The sequence below is a fragment of the Alphaproteobacteria bacterium genome, from assembly GCA_025210155.1.
Lineage (GTDB): Bacteria > Pseudomonadota > Alphaproteobacteria > Rs-D84 > CASDRH01 > JAOASE01.
In genome coordinates, this window is record JAOASE010000010.1 from 21,175 (window position 1) to 37,943 (window position 16,769).

General features: G+C 31.3%; 20 protein-coding genes. 3 read left to right on the forward strand and 17 right to left on the reverse strand.

Annotated elements, in window-relative coordinates:
* Nucleotides 1-90 precede the first annotated feature (90 nt).
* Nucleotides 91-516, forward strand: a complete 426-nt coding sequence (locus N4A44_03645) for a GatB/YqeY domain-containing protein (GenBank protein MCT4552734.1) — start codon at nt 91-93, stop codon at nt 514-516.
* A gap of 62 nt (nt 517-578) precedes the next feature.
* Here N4A44_03645 and N4A44_03650 read toward each other — a convergent pair whose 3' ends face one another.
* The 5 genes from N4A44_03650 to rpoZ form a co-directional block, all read right to left on the reverse strand.
* A complete protein-coding gene (locus tag N4A44_03650; GenBank protein ID MCT4552735.1) occupies nt 579-1,127 on the reverse strand; it encodes a hypothetical protein in 549 nt (182 codons plus the stop codon).
* A gap of 60 nt (nt 1,128-1,187) precedes the next feature.
* Entirely contained in the window at nt 1,188-1,958 is a 771-nt protein-coding gene (gene trmD, locus N4A44_03655) for a tRNA (guanosine(37)-N1)-methyltransferase TrmD (GenBank protein ID MCT4552736.1), read from the reverse strand.
* Nucleotides 1,959-1,966: 8 nt separating this feature from the next.
* On the reverse strand, nt 1,967-2,497 hold the full coding sequence (gene rimM / locus N4A44_03660) for a ribosome maturation factor RimM (GenBank protein MCT4552737.1): 531 nt from the start codon (nt 2,495-2,497) through the stop codon (nt 1,967-1,969).
* A 797-nt stretch (nt 2,498-3,294) separates the two neighbouring features.
* The gene (rpsP, locus tag N4A44_03665; GenBank protein ID MCT4552738.1) at nt 3,295-3,768 is read right to left on the reverse strand and encodes a 30S ribosomal protein S16; all 474 of its coding nucleotides are present in this window, start codon (nt 3,766-3,768) and stop codon (nt 3,295-3,297) included.
* Nucleotides 3,769-4,049: 281 nt separating this feature from the next.
* Nucleotides 4,050-4,433, reverse strand: a complete 384-nt coding sequence (gene rpoZ / locus N4A44_03670) for a DNA-directed RNA polymerase subunit omega (protein ID MCT4552739.1) — start codon at nt 4,431-4,433, stop codon at nt 4,050-4,052.
* A gap of 161 nt (nt 4,434-4,594) precedes the next feature.
* Here rpoZ and mtaB point away from each other — a divergent pair, with 161 nt between their 5' ends.
* Complete coding sequence (gene mtaB, locus N4A44_03675) at nt 4,595-5,938, forward strand: tRNA (N(6)-L-threonylcarbamoyladenosine(37)-C(2))-methylthiotransferase MtaB (protein ID MCT4552740.1); 1,344 nt, start codon at nt 4,595-4,597, stop codon at nt 5,936-5,938.
* 48 nt (nt 5,939-5,986) lie between these two features.
* Here the strand turns inward: mtaB and N4A44_03680 are convergent, their stop codons facing one another.
* The 5 genes from N4A44_03680 to N4A44_03700 form a co-directional block, all read right to left on the reverse strand.
* Nucleotides 5,987-6,484: a hypothetical protein gene (locus N4A44_03680; GenBank protein MCT4552741.1), complete on the reverse strand. Its 498-nt coding sequence runs from the start codon at nt 6,482-6,484 to the stop codon at nt 5,987-5,989.
* Nucleotides 6,485-6,551: 67 nt separating this feature from the next.
* Nucleotides 6,552-7,247, reverse strand: a complete 696-nt coding sequence (locus N4A44_03685) for an MlaD family protein (GenBank protein MCT4552742.1) — start codon at nt 7,245-7,247, stop codon at nt 6,552-6,554.
* A 102-nt stretch (nt 7,248-7,349) separates the two neighbouring features.
* Nucleotides 7,350-7,586 (reverse strand): hypothetical protein, encoded by a 237-nt coding sequence (locus tag N4A44_03690; GenBank protein ID MCT4552743.1) that lies wholly within the window; start codon nt 7,584-7,586, stop codon nt 7,350-7,352.
* A 57-nt stretch (nt 7,587-7,643) separates the two neighbouring features.
* A complete protein-coding gene (locus N4A44_03695) occupies nt 7,644-9,008 on the reverse strand; it encodes a glycine--tRNA ligase (GenBank protein MCT4552744.1) in 1,365 nt (454 codons plus the stop codon).
* 165 nt (nt 9,009-9,173) lie between these two features.
* Nucleotides 9,174-10,211 (reverse strand): CBS domain-containing protein, encoded by a 1,038-nt coding sequence (locus N4A44_03700; GenBank protein MCT4552745.1) that lies wholly within the window; start codon nt 10,209-10,211, stop codon nt 9,174-9,176.
* Between the two features lie 342 nt (nt 10,212-10,553).
* Between N4A44_03700 and N4A44_03705 the strand changes: the two genes are divergently transcribed.
* Nucleotides 10,554-10,907: a hypothetical protein gene (locus N4A44_03705; GenBank protein MCT4552746.1), complete on the forward strand. Its 354-nt coding sequence runs from the start codon at nt 10,554-10,556 to the stop codon at nt 10,905-10,907.
* A gap of 39 nt (nt 10,908-10,946) precedes the next feature.
* Here the strand turns inward: N4A44_03705 and N4A44_03710 are convergent, their stop codons facing one another.
* The 7 genes from N4A44_03710 to rpsR all read right to left on the reverse strand — a co-directional run bounded on the left by N4A44_03710 (nt 10,947) and on the right by rpsR (nt 16,766).
* Nucleotides 10,947-11,585 (reverse strand): hypothetical protein, encoded by a 639-nt coding sequence (locus tag N4A44_03710; protein MCT4552747.1) that lies wholly within the window; start codon nt 11,583-11,585, stop codon nt 10,947-10,949.
* A gap of 106 nt (nt 11,586-11,691) precedes the next feature.
* Nucleotides 11,692-12,183 (reverse strand): hypothetical protein, encoded by a 492-nt coding sequence (locus N4A44_03715; GenBank protein ID MCT4552748.1) that lies wholly within the window; start codon nt 12,181-12,183, stop codon nt 11,692-11,694.
* A gap of 86 nt (nt 12,184-12,269) precedes the next feature.
* A complete protein-coding gene (gene ligA, locus N4A44_03720; GenBank protein ID MCT4552749.1) occupies nt 12,270-14,510 on the reverse strand; it encodes an NAD-dependent DNA ligase LigA in 2,241 nt (746 codons plus the stop codon).
* A 110-nt stretch (nt 14,511-14,620) separates the two neighbouring features.
* A complete protein-coding gene (locus N4A44_03725) occupies nt 14,621-14,875 on the reverse strand; it encodes a hypothetical protein (GenBank protein ID MCT4552750.1) in 255 nt (84 codons plus the stop codon).
* 146 nt (nt 14,876-15,021) lie between these two features.
* Nucleotides 15,022-15,363 (reverse strand): hypothetical protein, encoded by a 342-nt coding sequence (locus N4A44_03730; protein MCT4552751.1) that lies wholly within the window; start codon nt 15,361-15,363, stop codon nt 15,022-15,024.
* Nucleotides 15,364-15,991: 628 nt separating this feature from the next.
* Nucleotides 15,992-16,543, reverse strand: coding sequence for a 50S ribosomal protein L9 (gene rplI / locus N4A44_03735; protein ID MCT4552752.1), 552 nt, complete (start codon nt 16,541-16,543; stop codon nt 15,992-15,994).
* 13 nt (nt 16,544-16,556) lie between these two features.
* Nucleotides 16,557-16,766: a 30S ribosomal protein S18 gene (gene rpsR / locus N4A44_03740; GenBank protein MCT4552753.1), complete on the reverse strand. Its 210-nt coding sequence runs from the start codon at nt 16,764-16,766 to the stop codon at nt 16,557-16,559.
* Between the last annotated feature and the right edge of the window lie 3 nt (nt 16,767-16,769).

The following is a 16,769-nucleotide window of genomic DNA, read 5'->3' on the forward strand; positions in this document are numbered from 1 at the left end:
ATAAAAATAAACTTCATCAAGCAATCTCTACATACAGCGTATTGGATAGTTTGCTTTAAATGAAAACATAAATATTACAAAGGAAGTTCAATGAGTATTAAAGCCACTATAAAAAAACAAATGCTATTAAGTAAAGATAAAGACACAAAACAAGCATACAGAAACCTATACGCAATAATGGATCGTATAGAAATAGATACTAGAAAAGAACTTTCTGACGAAGAAATTATCAAAATTTTCGATAAACAAGTTAAAAAACAAAAAGAAACTTACGAAGTATACGTTAAAAACGACCGCCCTGACCTAGCAACAAAAGAAAAAATAGAAATAGAAATTATGGAAGAATATATTCCAGAAAAAATGTCTGAGGAAGATGTCCTAGCAGAAATAAATAAAGTTATTTCATCTACTGAAAATTGCGAAATGAAAGACATTATGAAACACTTCAAAATAAATAACATCAACGCAGACATGAAAATGGTTTCAATCCTTGCAAACAAAACTCTAAAAGGATAAAACAAAATAAAAAAGCCCCACTATTGGGGCTCTTCTATTAAAACCAAAGAAAGTTTCATCCGCTACGCTCTTTTCATAGCATTAGTAATTTTTGAAAATAGTTCTTGATCATAATTTCCTTCTCTAAGCGTTTCCACTTCATCATCTAGATATAAGTTTCCACCTGAAAAATTAAAAATCATCGTTTTAAAAGACTTTCTACTAGAAATCACCAAACTATTATCAACATCTTTACCAAATTCTTGCTTCAAAAGCTCATATTCCCCGTCAAGAATATTAACTGAAATCTTTAAATCATCTGGAAAATGATTTTGCTTTTTCAAAAAATTTAAAAAAGCTTTAAGACTCCCGATGGGAAATTCTGTCAAAATATTATTAGAGAAAAGGCTTATCTTCATGTAGTCTTTTTTCAACTCTTCATGATTTCGTTTTAACCCTGTCTCTTCTAATGAAATCTCTTCCTTTAATTCCTCAACATCATTCTTAATATTCTCTTTATCTCTAACTAAGACAAACTTATTTTTAAAGACAAAAAACAGAACTAAAAGAAGAAAAATCACAGTCATGATTCCTAAACCATAACTAAGATTAAATAATTCCGAAAAATCCATAATATTCAATAGGTTTATAAGTATTTAAATGTAGTTTTCAGGAATATATTATTAATCTAACTAGCTCTTGTCAATCTTTTTATACTTATTCCACAAGTCAGGTCTATTTTTCTTAGTAATCTTCTCTGCTTCCTCTAACTGCCAATCCGAAATCTTTTTATGATGACCCGATCTTAGAACCTCAGGAACTCCCATTCCCTTCCACTCTACCGGCCTAGTATAATGAGGATATTCCAATAAATTACCATCAGCAATTCCGAAACTTTCTTCCTGATGAGAAACTGGAGAATCTATAACTCCATCCAATAACCTGACAACAGAATCTAATAGAACCTGACAAGGCAACTCGCCACCAGAAAGAACATAATCTCCAATCGAAATTTCCTCTATATCATAATAATCTAAAAACCTTTGATCAACGCCTTCATAATGCCCGCAAACAAAAGTAGCCTCTTCCTGCTTAGAAATATCTTCAACTAACCTTTGATTAAGCACCTTACCTCTAGGAGAAAAGTAATAAACCTTTTGCTTCCCAGATTGAATCACTTCTTCACCTTTATTTTCAACACCATTGTTTTGACTCACAAAATCTTCACCGACAACAGAATCTAAAGCTCTCCCAAGCACATCACACTTAAGCAACATACCAGCTCCACCACCAAACGGCGTATCATCAACTCTATTATGTTTATCCTGAGCAAAATCTCTAATATTAACAACATTCAAAGACCAGTCACCCCTATCCAAAGCCTTACCTGCATTAGAATGTCCTAAATACCCAGGAAACACTTCTGGAAACAATGTCAAAACATTAGCTCTAAACTTTTTCATAATCCAAATTACCTCACAATAAATTGTCCATCAACAAGAACTCTGTTATTATCTAAATCAACTTCAACAATAGCATCATTAGAAAATGGAACTAACAAAGTCTTCTTCAAATTCTTCTCACCCTCTGGTAAAATCTCAAGTAAATCACCGGCTCCAAAATCCTGAACATCATGAATCATTCCAAATCTATCATTAGAATAATCATCAACAAAAACTTCACAATCTTTTAAATCTTCAATATAAAACTCATCTTCCGAACTTTCTTCATCATCAGATCTCATCTTGTCCGTAAAAACAAATAACTCCTTACCTCTTAACTCTTCAGCCATATTTCTATCATCAACACCATCAAGAGTGCAAACAGCAACATCCTTTTTCCATCCTCCAATCTTCTTAACCTTAACAACCTCATCAGACTTTAATAACAAATCACCATAAGAATTAAAATCTACATAATTATCACAATAAGACTTAATCTTAACCTGACCTTTTATACCATGCGCTGCCACAATCTTAGCAACTAAAACTTTTTCTTTCATAAAACAATCCTTACATACATATGTATTATATTTTCCAAAATTATATAAAAACCTAATAAAACAATCAAGAAATAAAAAAAACACCCAGATTCTTAGGAGAGAGAAAAAGAACCTGGGTGCCAAACTATTCTTGGTGTAATAACCATTAATTTTAAGGGCGTTCCCTCAAAATATTGCAACATTCGAAATTTAAATTTTAAAAATATAGCGCCAAAAGATCGTTGTGGGAATAGGCGCTATATTTTGACTCTTTGGGATGATCTAATATGATCACATTTCATCTAAAAACGTTTTCTCAGATGGGAGGGGTTGAGCACCCTCTCTTTTTTTTAAAATTAAAGCAAAAACAATATATAAAACAAATATTTTAATTGCAAGAAAAAAAACTCCCCTAATGATATAAATCATTAAGGGAAATATTGAGTCAATTTATAATGACGAACGTTTTCGCCCTCAAAAGTACTGAATAGAGATTTCTATTTCAAAAGGAGCGCCCGATTAACAGTTGGATCTAATCGGACGCACGTATTATAGGACTTCCTCTCTAAGACGTTTCTTAAAAAGGGAGGCTTTACAGCCCCTACATATATTTTCAAAAATAATTTTATCGTATACTACATAACAATAGTTCAAAAATCAATAAAAAAAAGCGCCCCGAACAAAGGAATGTGAGCGCTTTTTCAATTTAAATACTTATCAAATGCAATTAAAGAATAACTTAAGTATTCCCAAATGTCAAATATAAAAAAATACTCCCACAATTGTGAGAGCATTTTAAACTTATACCAAATATAAAACTATTCAGCCGCTTCTTCAGCAGGAGCTTCTGTAGTTTCTTCAGCTGGTTTTTCAGCTTCAGCTTTAGCAGCTTCTGCAGCAGCCTTAGCTTCTTCTTCAGCTTGTCTTTTTGCTTCTTCTTCAGCTTCTTTAGCAGCAGCAATTTTTTCAGCTTTTTCTTTAGCTCTTTCAACTGCTTTAGCTTTTGGTTTATCTTGTTTAGTTTGGTTAGTTGGAGCAACAAATTTTTCTACAACACCAGCTTCACCTAAGAATCTTTTAACTCTATCAGTTGGTTGAGCACCGTTTGCCATCCATTTTTTAACAGCTTCAATATCTAAAGATAATCTTTGAGCGCCTTTTGGTAACATTGGGTTATAAGTACCTAATTTTTCAACAAATCTACCATCTCTTGGAGCTCTTGCATCAGCAACTACTACATGGTAGAAAGGTCTGTTTTTAGAACCGTGTCTAGCTAATCTAATTTTTAACATATCAATTTTTTCCTTATATTATGTTTTTATTATCAAACTTAATCTTTGCAATTTATATACAAAAAACATTCACAATGAGCGAACCTCGCCGATTGTGATGGATCCTCGAACCCTTATTAAGTCTTCAAATCTATGATAATTTCCTTTAATATACATTAATGAATATCAAAGTCAAGCAATTTTTATAAACTCATATTAATATATATAAATCCAAAACACAAACTTAAAATAAAAAAACCTCCACAATTGTGAAGGTCTCTATAAATATGTATTAAAAGAAATTATTCTTCTATTTGAACACCAGCTGAACTAGCAACTGCTTCTGCGTCTTTTTCAACGTCTTGAGCATCTTCTTCTGTATCAACCATAAGCTCTTTTTTAATTTCTTCAAGAACATCAGCATCATCAGCAGATTCTTGAACTACATCTGAACTTCCAACATTTAATTCTTGATAATTAGAAACTAAAGCTTCTCTTAAATCATCTGCTGAAGTTTTATCATCTTCAATTTCTCTAATAGCTATAACAGGATTTTTATTATCATTTCTTTCAACTAACGCTTTGTTACCTGCGTAAATATCTTTAGCACGAAAAGCTGATAAAACAACTAATTCAAATCTATCTTTAACTTTTCCAACTGTATCTTCTACTGTAATTCTAGCCATCAAAAAGCTCCTTTTTAATCTTATAAAAACACCCCTGAAATGAGGTACAGAAATATTTTATTAAAAAAAAGATAAAATCAAGAACTTTCTTTAAAATAAAAATATATTTCACCCCAAACAAAATTCTTGAATTATTACCTAAAACTTCTATAATCTCTCCTATGACAAATACAAACAATGACATAATCACATTCGGCTGTAGACTAAACACATTCGAATCTGAAGTAATGAAAAAGCATGCTAAAACAGCAAATTTCAGCAATTATATACTAATAAACTCTTGCTCAGTAACAGGAGAAGCTGAACGCCAAGCACGTCAAGAAATCAGAAAACAAAGAAAACTTCACCCAGAATCTATCATAATATTAGCTGGTTGTTCTGCCCAAACATCCCCAGACTACTTCGGAGAAATGCCTGAATTAGATTTCGCATTCGGTAACAATGAAAAACTTCAACTATCTACTTGGAAACAAGCAAAAGAAGAACTTTCAAAACCTAGAGAAGAACAAAAAAGAGTTTTCGTAGGTGATATAAACGACGAAAAATACATAATGAATGACGAAGATATCTTCGGCAACAACCTAGAAGAAGTAATAGTATCTGACTTCTCAAAACACACAAAAGGCTTCGTACAAATCCAAAGAGGCTGCAGAAACAGATGCTCTTATTGCCTTATTGCACTTATCAGAGGAAAAAACCATTCCTACACAAAAGAAAACATCCTAAAACAATGTAAAGCACTTACTGAAAAAGGCTATAAGGAAATAGCTCTTACAGGCGTAGATATAGCCTCTTACGGGTCTGACTTCAAAGACAATAAATATAGCCAAATGTCAGCAAATCACTTAGCAGATTTAGTTGAATCAATACTTGAAGTTATACCTTCTAACACTCGAATTAGACTCTCATCTTTAGACCCTGCTCTAAATTACGACAAACTTATAGAGCTTGCTAAAAAAGATAATAGACTTGTTCCATTCTGGCACCTATCTTTACAAAATGGAGACAACGACATTCTTCAAAAAATGCGTAGAAGACACACTCGCGAACAAGTAATATCTCTTTGTAAAAAACTAAAAGAAGAACTTGGCGAAAAAGTTATGATTGGAGCCGACATAATAACTGGCTTCCCAACAGAAACAGATGAAAACTTTACAAACACATTAAACTTAGTTAAAGAATGTGGCATACAAAACCTTCATGTTTTCCCTTACTCTGAAAGAAAAGGAACTTTCGCACAAAAACAATGGAAAGACGAGATCCAAAAGAAAGTTAAGAAAGATAGAGCTAAACAACTTCGCGACTTAGGAGATGAAATTCTAAAAGAATTCATAGTATCTCAAACAGGAAAAGAAATTGAAGTTCTTATAGAAAGTGACGGAAATACTGGTTGGAGCGAAAACTATATCCACTGTAAAATAGCAAACAAAACATTCCCTGAAAACACTCTAGTTAAAGGAAAAATAATATCTTTCAAAAATGGATACGCTGAAATCCAAGCATAAAAAAAGAGGTTTTTGATAAACCTCTTTTTTCTAATTACCCACCGATAATTAAATCAACATTCCAGGATACCAAGAAGGAATAATAAAATTACCTCTAGCCATCCCAGCTTTTTCTTTTTCCTCTTGAGTATTTTTTTCAACAGGTTCCGATTTCGCATTAACAGAATTTAATGACCGCTTAAACTCCTCCATAAACTCCTTAACGAAAAGTCTCTTTGCCTCTTTATCATCATAAAAATGAACATCTCCATCAATCATATCAATAAACCTATCAACATAACCTTTTAACTCATCGACATTTTCTTTATACAAAAGAGTTCCTGGGGCTACCGAGAGATCTTTCAGGAAAAAATAAACTGTAAGAAACAGTATTAAATTTTCATTTCCAACAAACAAAAACTCACTCACCCAAGAAACATCAATTCCTCTTTCGTATGCATGCTTTAATACAAGCTTCTTCAAGTTTTCAAAGTCTAAATCTTCTACTTTATAAAGATCGTTAATAACCTTATCAAAAAATGAAATTTTTTCTATTTCTGCAACCATAAATTAAGTTTAAATTTAAGAGGTCTAAAACCTCCAATGAATATTAAGTTTAAATTTTACAAATCTCTTATTTAGAATCTTTCTCAAGTTTATCTACATCCTCAAGAATTTTCTTTAAATCTTCTCTAATCTTTTCAACTGAAGTTTCTTTTTTCTTCTCATCAATATCAACCCCAGCTTTTTTCATAAAACCTTTAACAGCATCAACAAGCAACCCTTGAGTATCAATAGAATCTTCTACAAATTCAAAAGAATCACCATCTTCTAAATACTCATCCATATCCCCTGCTTCTATAGCCAAATATTTTTCACCAAAAACACCATCAGTCAAAATTCTAACTGAAGAATCTGAAGGCACTTTATATCTATTATCAATTTGGAATACAAGGTCCACAAAGAAATCATCATTCATCTTAATTTCTTTAACAAAACCAACTTGCACACCTGAAACATAAACAGGAGCATTAAGCTCAACACCTGAAACATCAAAAAACTTAGCATTCAACTCAATATTTTCTTTAACTTGAGAAGATATACTCATGCTCTTTTCTTTTCTATAATCTCTAACAAAATCTACAGCTTTTTCTACCACAACAAAAGCAATAATTATATAAATAATAGGATAAACTATTAAATTCAAATTAAGTCTTTTACTTTTAAAAGATTTAAGATCTACAATAGCTTCCGAAGTAGTTTCTTCAACAACTTCTTCAACTTCAGTTTCTACTTTTTTAATATCTTTTTTATTAACTTTCTTAACCATAACTTTTTCCTACATTAAAATAGCTTTTACAGACAAATACTTTCAACTTAAAGTAAAGCAAAAGATGTCGTTTTAAAACATTATATTTTGCATTTTTCCAAATTACAAGCCTAAAAAGGATTTAACCTTAGCAAAACCCTTTGAAATTAAATCTAAAATCAAAATAAAAAAGTTAACTGTTACAAAAAACATTGCAAAAAAGAATAAAAGAAAAGATATAAAAACTATAAACATAGCAAATAAAATCTTAGCAACAATACCACCGCCAGAAAATTTTTCAAATCCAGCTTGCTTATAAGAATTTAATCCATCAAATGAACTTACTCTATAAAATTCCATAACAATCTCCTAAAAACAAAAATCCCAGAGTAAAGAACCCCGGGATTTAAAATAAAATTATTTATTATAGAAATCTTTTACGAAATCTACAATTTCATCAAACTTCACAACGGTCTGCTCCATTGTATCCCTATCCCTAACAGTAACTAAACCTTTTTCGATAGTATCAAAGTCAACCGTAATACACATAGGTGTACCAATTTCATCATGCTTTCTATAATTCTTACCGATATTACCAGTATTTTCAAACACAACTCTACCCAATTGTAATTTCTTCAAAGCAGAATGTAATTCTCTAGCCTTACCAACTAACTCTTCATTATTTCTAGCAAGAGGAATAACAGCAACCTTCACTGGAGCAATATGCTTAGCAAATTTTAATACCGTACGAGTTTTACCCTCACCTAAATCTTCCACTGTATAAGCTTCATTTAAAATAGCAACAAAACCTCTATCACCACCCATAGCAGTTTCAACCACAAAAGGTATATAGTTTTCTTTAGTTTGCGGATCTACATAATTTAACTTAGAATTAGAATCTTTATTAGGTAAAACTTTTGCTTTAATATCAAAATCTTCCTGAGCTTTAGTATGAGAACCTAAGTCAAAATCTTGTCTATTATGAATACCTTCTAACTCATCAAAACCATGAGGGAATTTATATTCAATATCGGCTGCAGCTTTAGCATAATGAGCTAAATCATCTGGACCATGATCTTCAAATTTAAGATTTTCAGAATTAATACCTTGCTTAACCCACCAATCTAATCTAATTTTCTTCCATTCATCATAAAATTTTTCATCTTCTTTTGGATTAACAAAATATTGCATTTCTAACTGCTCAAATTCTCTCATTCTAAATACAAAGTTTCTAGGAGTAATTTCATTTCTAAATGACTTACCCATCTGAGCAATACCAAAAGGTATCTTTTGAGAAGTAGAATCCATAACGTTCTTAAAGTTCACATAAGTAGTCTGTGCAGTTTCCGCTCTTAAATAACCATAAGAATCATCACTTTCTACAGGACCAATATTAACTTTCATCATTAAATGGAAAGCTCTTGGTTCCATTAAATCAGTAGAACCACAGTTATCGCACTTACTTCTATCTTTCATCTTATCTTCTCTCATACGAGAATGACAAGCCTTACACTCTACTAAAGGATCAGAGAAACCATCTTCATGACCAGAGTGTTTCCAAACCAATCTGTTATTAAGCAATGAAGACTCAAGACCTTCAATATCATCTCTATCATAAATTAATGAGTTCCACCATGCTTTACGTAAATTATTCTTTACTTCAATACCCATTGGACCATAGTCATAACAGCCTTTCAATCCACCATAAATTTCTCCAGATTGAAAAACAAAACCTCTTCTTTTACATAATGCAACTAATTCATCCATATTTTTAGCAGGCATAAACTCACTCCTTAACTTTAAATTAACATAATAAAACTGAGGCTTACGACCTCATTCATAGTAAAAAACATTATAACAACCTCCTCAAAAAATTGCAATAATAATATAAAACAAAAAGAAGCCGGCAAAACCGACTCCCTTTCAACTTCAATAAACATAAAAAACTTAAACAAGCAAAGTAGAATTCTCAAGAATTCCTCTATACTTTTTTTCCTCATCTATAGCTATTAAAAAATTAACCTTTTCTTTGTTCTCTACATCAAAGAATGGCTCAGCATCCTTAAGAGTACTACTCAAAGAAATGGTTTTAACAGAATCTTTAACAGCACCAACATCCTTCAAAGCCTTTTGAGAGATAGCTCCCCCTCCTGCTCTAAAGTAATCCGTTGAAGTAAAAACTCCTACGACAACATTGTCATCATTTACAACTGCTATCGTACTGATCTTTTTGAATAATGCCTCACAATTCTCAACCAAATCATTTTGATTAATAGCCGGTCTATCCGATGCCGCAAACATGAATTGAGAAACTTTTTTACTCAAATGATTTGTATAATAAAATTGTTTATAAATTTTATCAGTAAAATCATCATTAAAAGCGCTGACAAATACTTCCGGTTTTGCAGTAATACTTTTAAAACCTAACTCAATAACTCTATCAATATAGGTTTTATCTCTTATACTTGTAGCCATATATTCGACCTGAACATCACTACCATTGATATGATTAATAGTATTTTCAGCGACTTTATTAATAGCGCTACCAGCACTTTCATCATCATTTTTTCCAAACAAAGATGAAATTATTTCTGCTCCAGATTCCATAGCAAATTTACCTTGGCTAAAAGTTTGAACCATATGAGCATGGCACCTTATACCTTTTTCAGATAAAATTCTTATCGCTGCATTTCCAATCAAACCAGCCGGTATCTTAAAAACAACTTTCTTTTTATCCAAACCATCGGATAACTGCTCTTCAACATTTTCAACAATCTCCGCAGTAGTCTTACCTATCCCTTCAATATGAATTTCAGGAACTACTTTCAAAATCGCTTTAATAGCAGCAGCATTATCATCGAAACCTTGTTCAGCTAAAATATCAGGAGTTGTTGTCACTCCAACAGCTAAATTACCGCTCATTTCTTGAAACTTTTTAATGGACTCAATATTCGCTGTATCCAAATAAATCTTCAAATTTTTCATAACTAATTTTTTTTAAGTGTTTATATTATTATTTTTTAAAAGTAATTTTCTGGACTATTCCAGATTAGATATATTAATGTCCGTCGATACGGACGCATTAAAAATATTTTACCCTAAAAAAATACTAGATTCGTGTGCTCATGTCAAGGCATTAAAAGAAATATTATTTTACTAACAAAAGCATTGACATTTAAACGATTCCAATTTAATATGAGCCTTAGTTTAATCCTTTAAACTCATGGAGCACATTTTCCCCTTTTGTGCTCCTTCTTTTTTTATTGACTTCTTCAAATAATTCAATAACATAACTAGGAATATAATATTAATTTAAACCTATATAAAATGTACAACTTATTAAATAAACCTGAGTTTATAAAAGAGTTTAACCAAACCCTAGATAGAATATCCTGCGAAGAGAAAGACGAACCACTATTAAAGAATATGTTATTCATAATAACAATAAATTTGATGACAATTTCGTTAAAAAAATCCAAGCAGAACAATCTCAGCGAAGACTTTTTCGAAAATAATGAAAGAGTTAAAAAAGTAAAAGAAATCATTTCTAAAAAAGTTAATTCAAATTATAGAAATAACTATAGAGATTTCATAAAATGGGTTTCAAAAAAGAGAATAGAATTAAATTCTGAAATATACGAAAAAAGCAATAAAAAACTAATTAAGTATTTCTCAGGTTAAAGAAAGAGCAAGGTTCAAAACCTTGCTCTTTTTTATTTCTCAAACATCCTGCATAACAACAATGCGTTCAGCAAACTCATCTGAAAAAATTTCAGTAGGATATCCATCTTCATCAAGTATGAAAGCTGGGGAATAATCAGTTTCTCCGTTCAAAACCTCAATTAAATCAGAAGTAAAATAAAAGCGCTGGCCACCCTTCTTTGAAAGATCTTCCGGATGAACTGACAATTCTGTTATAGAAAAATCTTTAATCCTAAAAAGCTCCTTTATTGAAAAATTTGAAGCATACTCACAAATGCTAGCATAAACTCCATCAAATTTTTCATCATTACCTTCCTGAATAAGATGGTTATCAGATAAAAAACTCACTCTAGTGTTTTCAAAGTCTTTCAACTTCATAATAGCATGACCACCCATAAAAAACTTATAAACCAATGTTTTAAAGTGCGGAACCGTATCACAATCTAGTCCCAAAGGAACATCGATAACAAAAATTTCATCATTCCTAAAAGATTTCACACCTATAGTATCAACAAATTTTCTAATAGATAATCCAAATTCACCATCAGGATCTTCTTCATTTTCCCAAATAGTAGCAATATTATTATTCTTTCTTAGAAAATATAAATTTCCATCCATACCTATAAAAAGGCGACTTTTTAATTCAGTTACGTTCATATGATTAGTGTTTAGATTTAACAAATTAAGATAATTCAATTATTAAAGCAATATCAACCCCTTGTCAAACAAAAAAGGGCTCCATTTAGGCCCCTCTTTTATTAATTTACTTCTTACTTGAAATATAAATGCTTATAGTAATATTATCAATTCTAGTTTTTTTAGAATCATCAAACATATCTATATCAAATTTCTCATCGTAAGAAAAAAGCTCAATAAATTCACATTCATTCTTAGAATCTGTTCCTTCAAAAGCGCATTCATTATCTGAAATAAAGTATAAAGGTTTTTCAAAAGTTTTAATATGCTTTAAAGAATTTTCTGAAAGCTCAAAAATTTTAGTAAAATGAGATAATTTACCACAATCTACAATCGGATAAACTATTGAGAAGAATTTTTCTTTAACCAACTGAACCTCAATTAAATCAAAAAGTTCCTCTCTATCATTGCCAACAACAAAATGATTAAATAAATTATAAAGATTAGAGGTTTTTAAATGTATTAAATTAACCTTTAATGATCTTTCTAAATCTATATAACAAATATGTTGTTTAGATAAATCATAATATAAATTTTTTTTAAACTCTTCTACATTCATAAGTATTTTTTTAGATTACAACTTTAAATATATTTTCAGTCAGAAACTAAAACATTATTCAAAACATGTCAAACAAAAACAGATTCTTAAGAATATTTTTCAACCATTTCAAAAAACTCATCTTCAGTCAAAGTAATAACACCTAAATCCTGAGCCTTTTTCAATTTACTACCTGCACTAGCTCCATAAACCAAGAAATCAGTCTTAGCAGAAACACTTCCCTGAGGCTTAGCACCTAATAATTCACGAGCCTTTTCTTGAGCTTCTTTTCTACCCATCTTTTGCAAGGTACCAGTAAACACAACAGACTTATCAAACATAGGATTTTCAGCATTAACATCGGCACCCCTTTCTTGAATCATAACTTCAACTTCAGATAACAACTCATTGATTTGACTCAAACTATCCTCATTATGAAAATAAGCTATAATATCCTCAGCCATCAAGTCACCGATACCTTCAATAGAAACTAATTCATTAAAACTAGCCTCCTTCAAAGCATCTAAAGTTTCAAACTTTTCAGCAAGCAATCTAGATGTAGCCGCACCAACTTGAGGAATAGCTAAAGCATAAATAAATCTATCCAAAGAAATCTTTCTCGAAGCATCAATAGACGCGAACAATTTCTCAACTGACTTCAAACCAAAACCGTCAAGCTTAATCATATCGTCTCTATATTGCCCCAATCTAAACACATCAACACAACTCTTCAACCAAGCCTTTTTATAAAAACTCTCAAGCTGCTTAATAGACAAACCATCTATATTAAACGCCGCTTTAGAAACAAAATATTTAAGCTTAGCCAAAATCTGCGCAGGACAATTCAAATTAGTACATCTCAATGCAACTTCACCATCCTTCTTTCTAGCAAGCTTAGTACCACACACAGGACAAACCTCTGGTCTAACAAATTTCTCAGAACCTTCTTCCCTTTTATCTAATTTAACCTCAAGAACCTTAGGTATAACATCACCTGCTCTTTCTATAAGAACAACATCACCAACCCTAACATCCAATCTATCAATCTCATCAAAATTATGTAGCGTTGCACGACTAACAATTACACCACCCATATTAACAGGATCAAGTTCTGCCACAGGAGTAATCACACCAGTTCTACCAACTTGCAATGTAATTTCTTCAACCTTAGTCATAGCCTTCTCAGCAGGAAATTTATGTGCCATGGCCCATCTCGGCGCCCTAGCAACAAACCCTAATTTAAACTGAGATTCCAAATCTGCAACCTTATAAACCATACCATCTATATCAAAAGGTATCTTATAACGATTTTCCAAAATAAATTCATAAAATTCAAGAAGTTCTGAAACAGAAGATGAATCAAAAGTTAAACTTCTTCCCTCTATAATAACATCACTACAAACAGCAAAACCATTAGCTTTAGCAAACTCTAAAAACTCATCTTGAGAAGACCAATAATTCACAGCCTCCGAATCCCCTCCATCGAAAGAATTCTTTCCATTAACTTCACCATAAGTATACACAAACAACTTCAACGGTCTCTTAGCGGTAACTGAAACATCTAGTTGTCTCAAAGATCCAGCAGCAGCATTTCTCGGCGTAGAAAAAACTTTTTCACCCTTCTCTTCTTGCCTAGCATTTAACTCTTCAAAATCTTTAGTATCAATATAAACCTCACCCCTTAACTCAACCGAAGTCATACCTTCGGGAGCCTTAAACTTCTTAGGCAAAATATCATCAGAAATAGTTTTTAAATTAAGAGTTATATCCTCTCCAACTTGACCATCACCACGAGTAGACGCCCAATCATAAACCATCATACCAGATTTTTCATCCAACTTATATCTAGCAGAAAAACCTAAACCATCAATCTTAGGCTCTGCAATAACCTGAAAGTCTTTACCAAACTTCTTACCTATAAGATCCTTTTCAATCCTAGAAACAAAATCTCTCAAATCTTCTTCATTATAAATATTCCCAAGAGAAAGCATAGAAACAGGCAATGTAATTTTACTAAAACCTGCCTTAACAACCTTAGCACCAACCTTTTTACCTATCTTATCATATCCAAGAACCTTTTCAGCAGAAGAACTAGAATCTCCACCAAACAGATCAACCTGCCCAACATTAATAGAAGCATTATAATCTTTCAAAATCTTTTCTAAAGCTAAACCTTCATTCTTCAACTCATCATATTCAGCATCAGAAATCATAGAATCATCATTTTGATAATAAGCATTATCATACTTTTCTAACAAAATATAAAGCTCATCCAAACGAACTTTTATTTCCTTAATATTATTTTCATCTAGTGATTTCACATCAAATTTAGCTATATCCAACTTCATAAAATATATCCTTCTCTTATACCAAAATTATAGCAAAAACACCTATTTTTTACAATAAAAAAAGCAGTAGAAAAATTAATTTCCACTGCCTAAAAATTCCTAGATACAACTTACCACTCTCCAAAATAAAACACAGGAGCTACAATCATAAACGCTATGATAAACGCTATGATAAACGATACAGCAATTGTAATAAAAAATGTTTTTACATCTTTCTCAGATATATTTTTAACACTTCCAAAAAGGGAGGATAAAAAATCAAAAGAAAAAAACAATCCCTGCAAAATCCTTATTATTGGTAAAACTACTACCAAAAGAAACATTCTTAATAAAGTTATTTCCTTATTTAAAATTACTATTTTCATAATTATATATTTTTTTATTACTAATTTACATCTTATTCTCTATACCGAAATTCTACCCTGGAATAAAATATTTGTCAAGAAAAAAATAAATTAATAAAAAAAAAGGCTCCGCAAAAACGAAGCCCCTCTTATTTAAACCTAAAAAATTATGCTCTTAACAAATCGTTCAGTTTAATTCTATAAATCTTAATAAACTTACTGTTTACTCGCGGTTTAGGTAATTCCCTATTAGCAAAAATACAAGCATCTCTTCTATGCTTACGGAAATCCTTAAGCTTTTCCCAAGATGTCACAACCTGATAATCAACATCAGTTATAATCAAATCTCCATCCTTTTTAGCGAGATAAAAACCACCTGACGATCTATATCGCGACACATAATCATACTGCTCAAAAAGCAAATCATTATCAACTCGATAAACCAGCAAATAAAGCAAACTCATTACAACAAGTGAAATATCTAATACAAACATTACAAACTGCCCCATAGATAAAGCACTTAAAAACTCATGCGTAAAACTAAAATCCAATGTTTTTGTCGTATAAACCAGCCCTATAAAAGAACCAATCAAGATAATAACAGATAAAAAGTTTAACACTGTTGCCATTTTTTTTGTTAGGAATAAAGTTCTCATTTTTTATATTTTAATTAAGTTAGTATAAATCTTATTCTTTCCACAACTCTACACCTATACAAAATATTTGTCAAGAGAAAATTTAAAATAAAAAACAGCGGGAAAATTCCCACTGCCTAAAAATTTCAGCAACGAAGCTCTCATTTGCTATATTAATAGCTGCCGAAGGTAAACCCTCCCTTAATCTGCGACTTCTGCTTCTTTTTATGATTCAAATTTACTAGAAAACTTCAGAAATAAAAAAAGTTTTTCACTAAGCATATAGCTCAACTGTCCAAACAGGTCAACGCCCATTCTCTTTGCCTGTCTTTATTCATCTTCCCCAATAAATTTGATAAAATTTATCTTTCAAAAAAATTATAAATATACTCTAACATAAATCACAATCTTTTCAATAAAAAAAGGGGACACCGTTCGTCCCCCCATTACATGAATGACTCCATGTAATATTGTTATAGTTTAAATATAATAATCTCTTAAACTATTCAGCAGCTTCTTCAGCAGGAGCTTCTGTAGTTTCTTCAGCTGGTTTTTCAGCTTTTTTAACAGATTTTTTAGCAGCCATTTCTTCAGCAACTTTAGCTTCTTCTTCAGATTTAGCAACGTTAATTTTAACAGTTTCTAAAACTTCTGGGTGGAAAGCGATAGTTACAGAATAAATACCAACTTGCTTAATTGGCTCACCAATTTTAACTTGTTGTGAAGCAACTTCAAAACCAGCAGCAACTAATAATTTAGCAACATCTTTTGAAGTAACTGAACCATAAAGATGACCAGTATCACCAGCTTGTCTAACAGCAACAAAAGTTTTACCTGCAATCTTTTTAGCAGCTTCTGAAGCAGTTTTCTTAGCTTCTTCATTTCTTTTTTCAAGTTCAGCTTTTCTAGCTTCGAAAACTTCTTTGTTTTCTTTAGTAGCTCTTAAAGCTTTTCCTTCTGGTAACAAGAAGTTTCTTGCAAAACCAGATTTAACATCAACTAGATCACCAATTGTACCTAATTTTTCGATTTTTTCTAATAGTATAACTTGCATTGCAAACTCCTAATTAATAATTGTTTGAAACGAAAGGTAGCAAACCAATGATTCTAGCTCTTTTAATAGCTGTAGCTAACTTTCTTTGATTTTTAGAAGATGTACCTGTAAGTCTTCTTGGCATGATTTTACCTCTTTCTGAGATAAATCTTCTTAATAATTTAACATCTTTGTAATCGATTTCGATATTTGCGAATGGATCGCCTTTAGTTCTCATATACATATC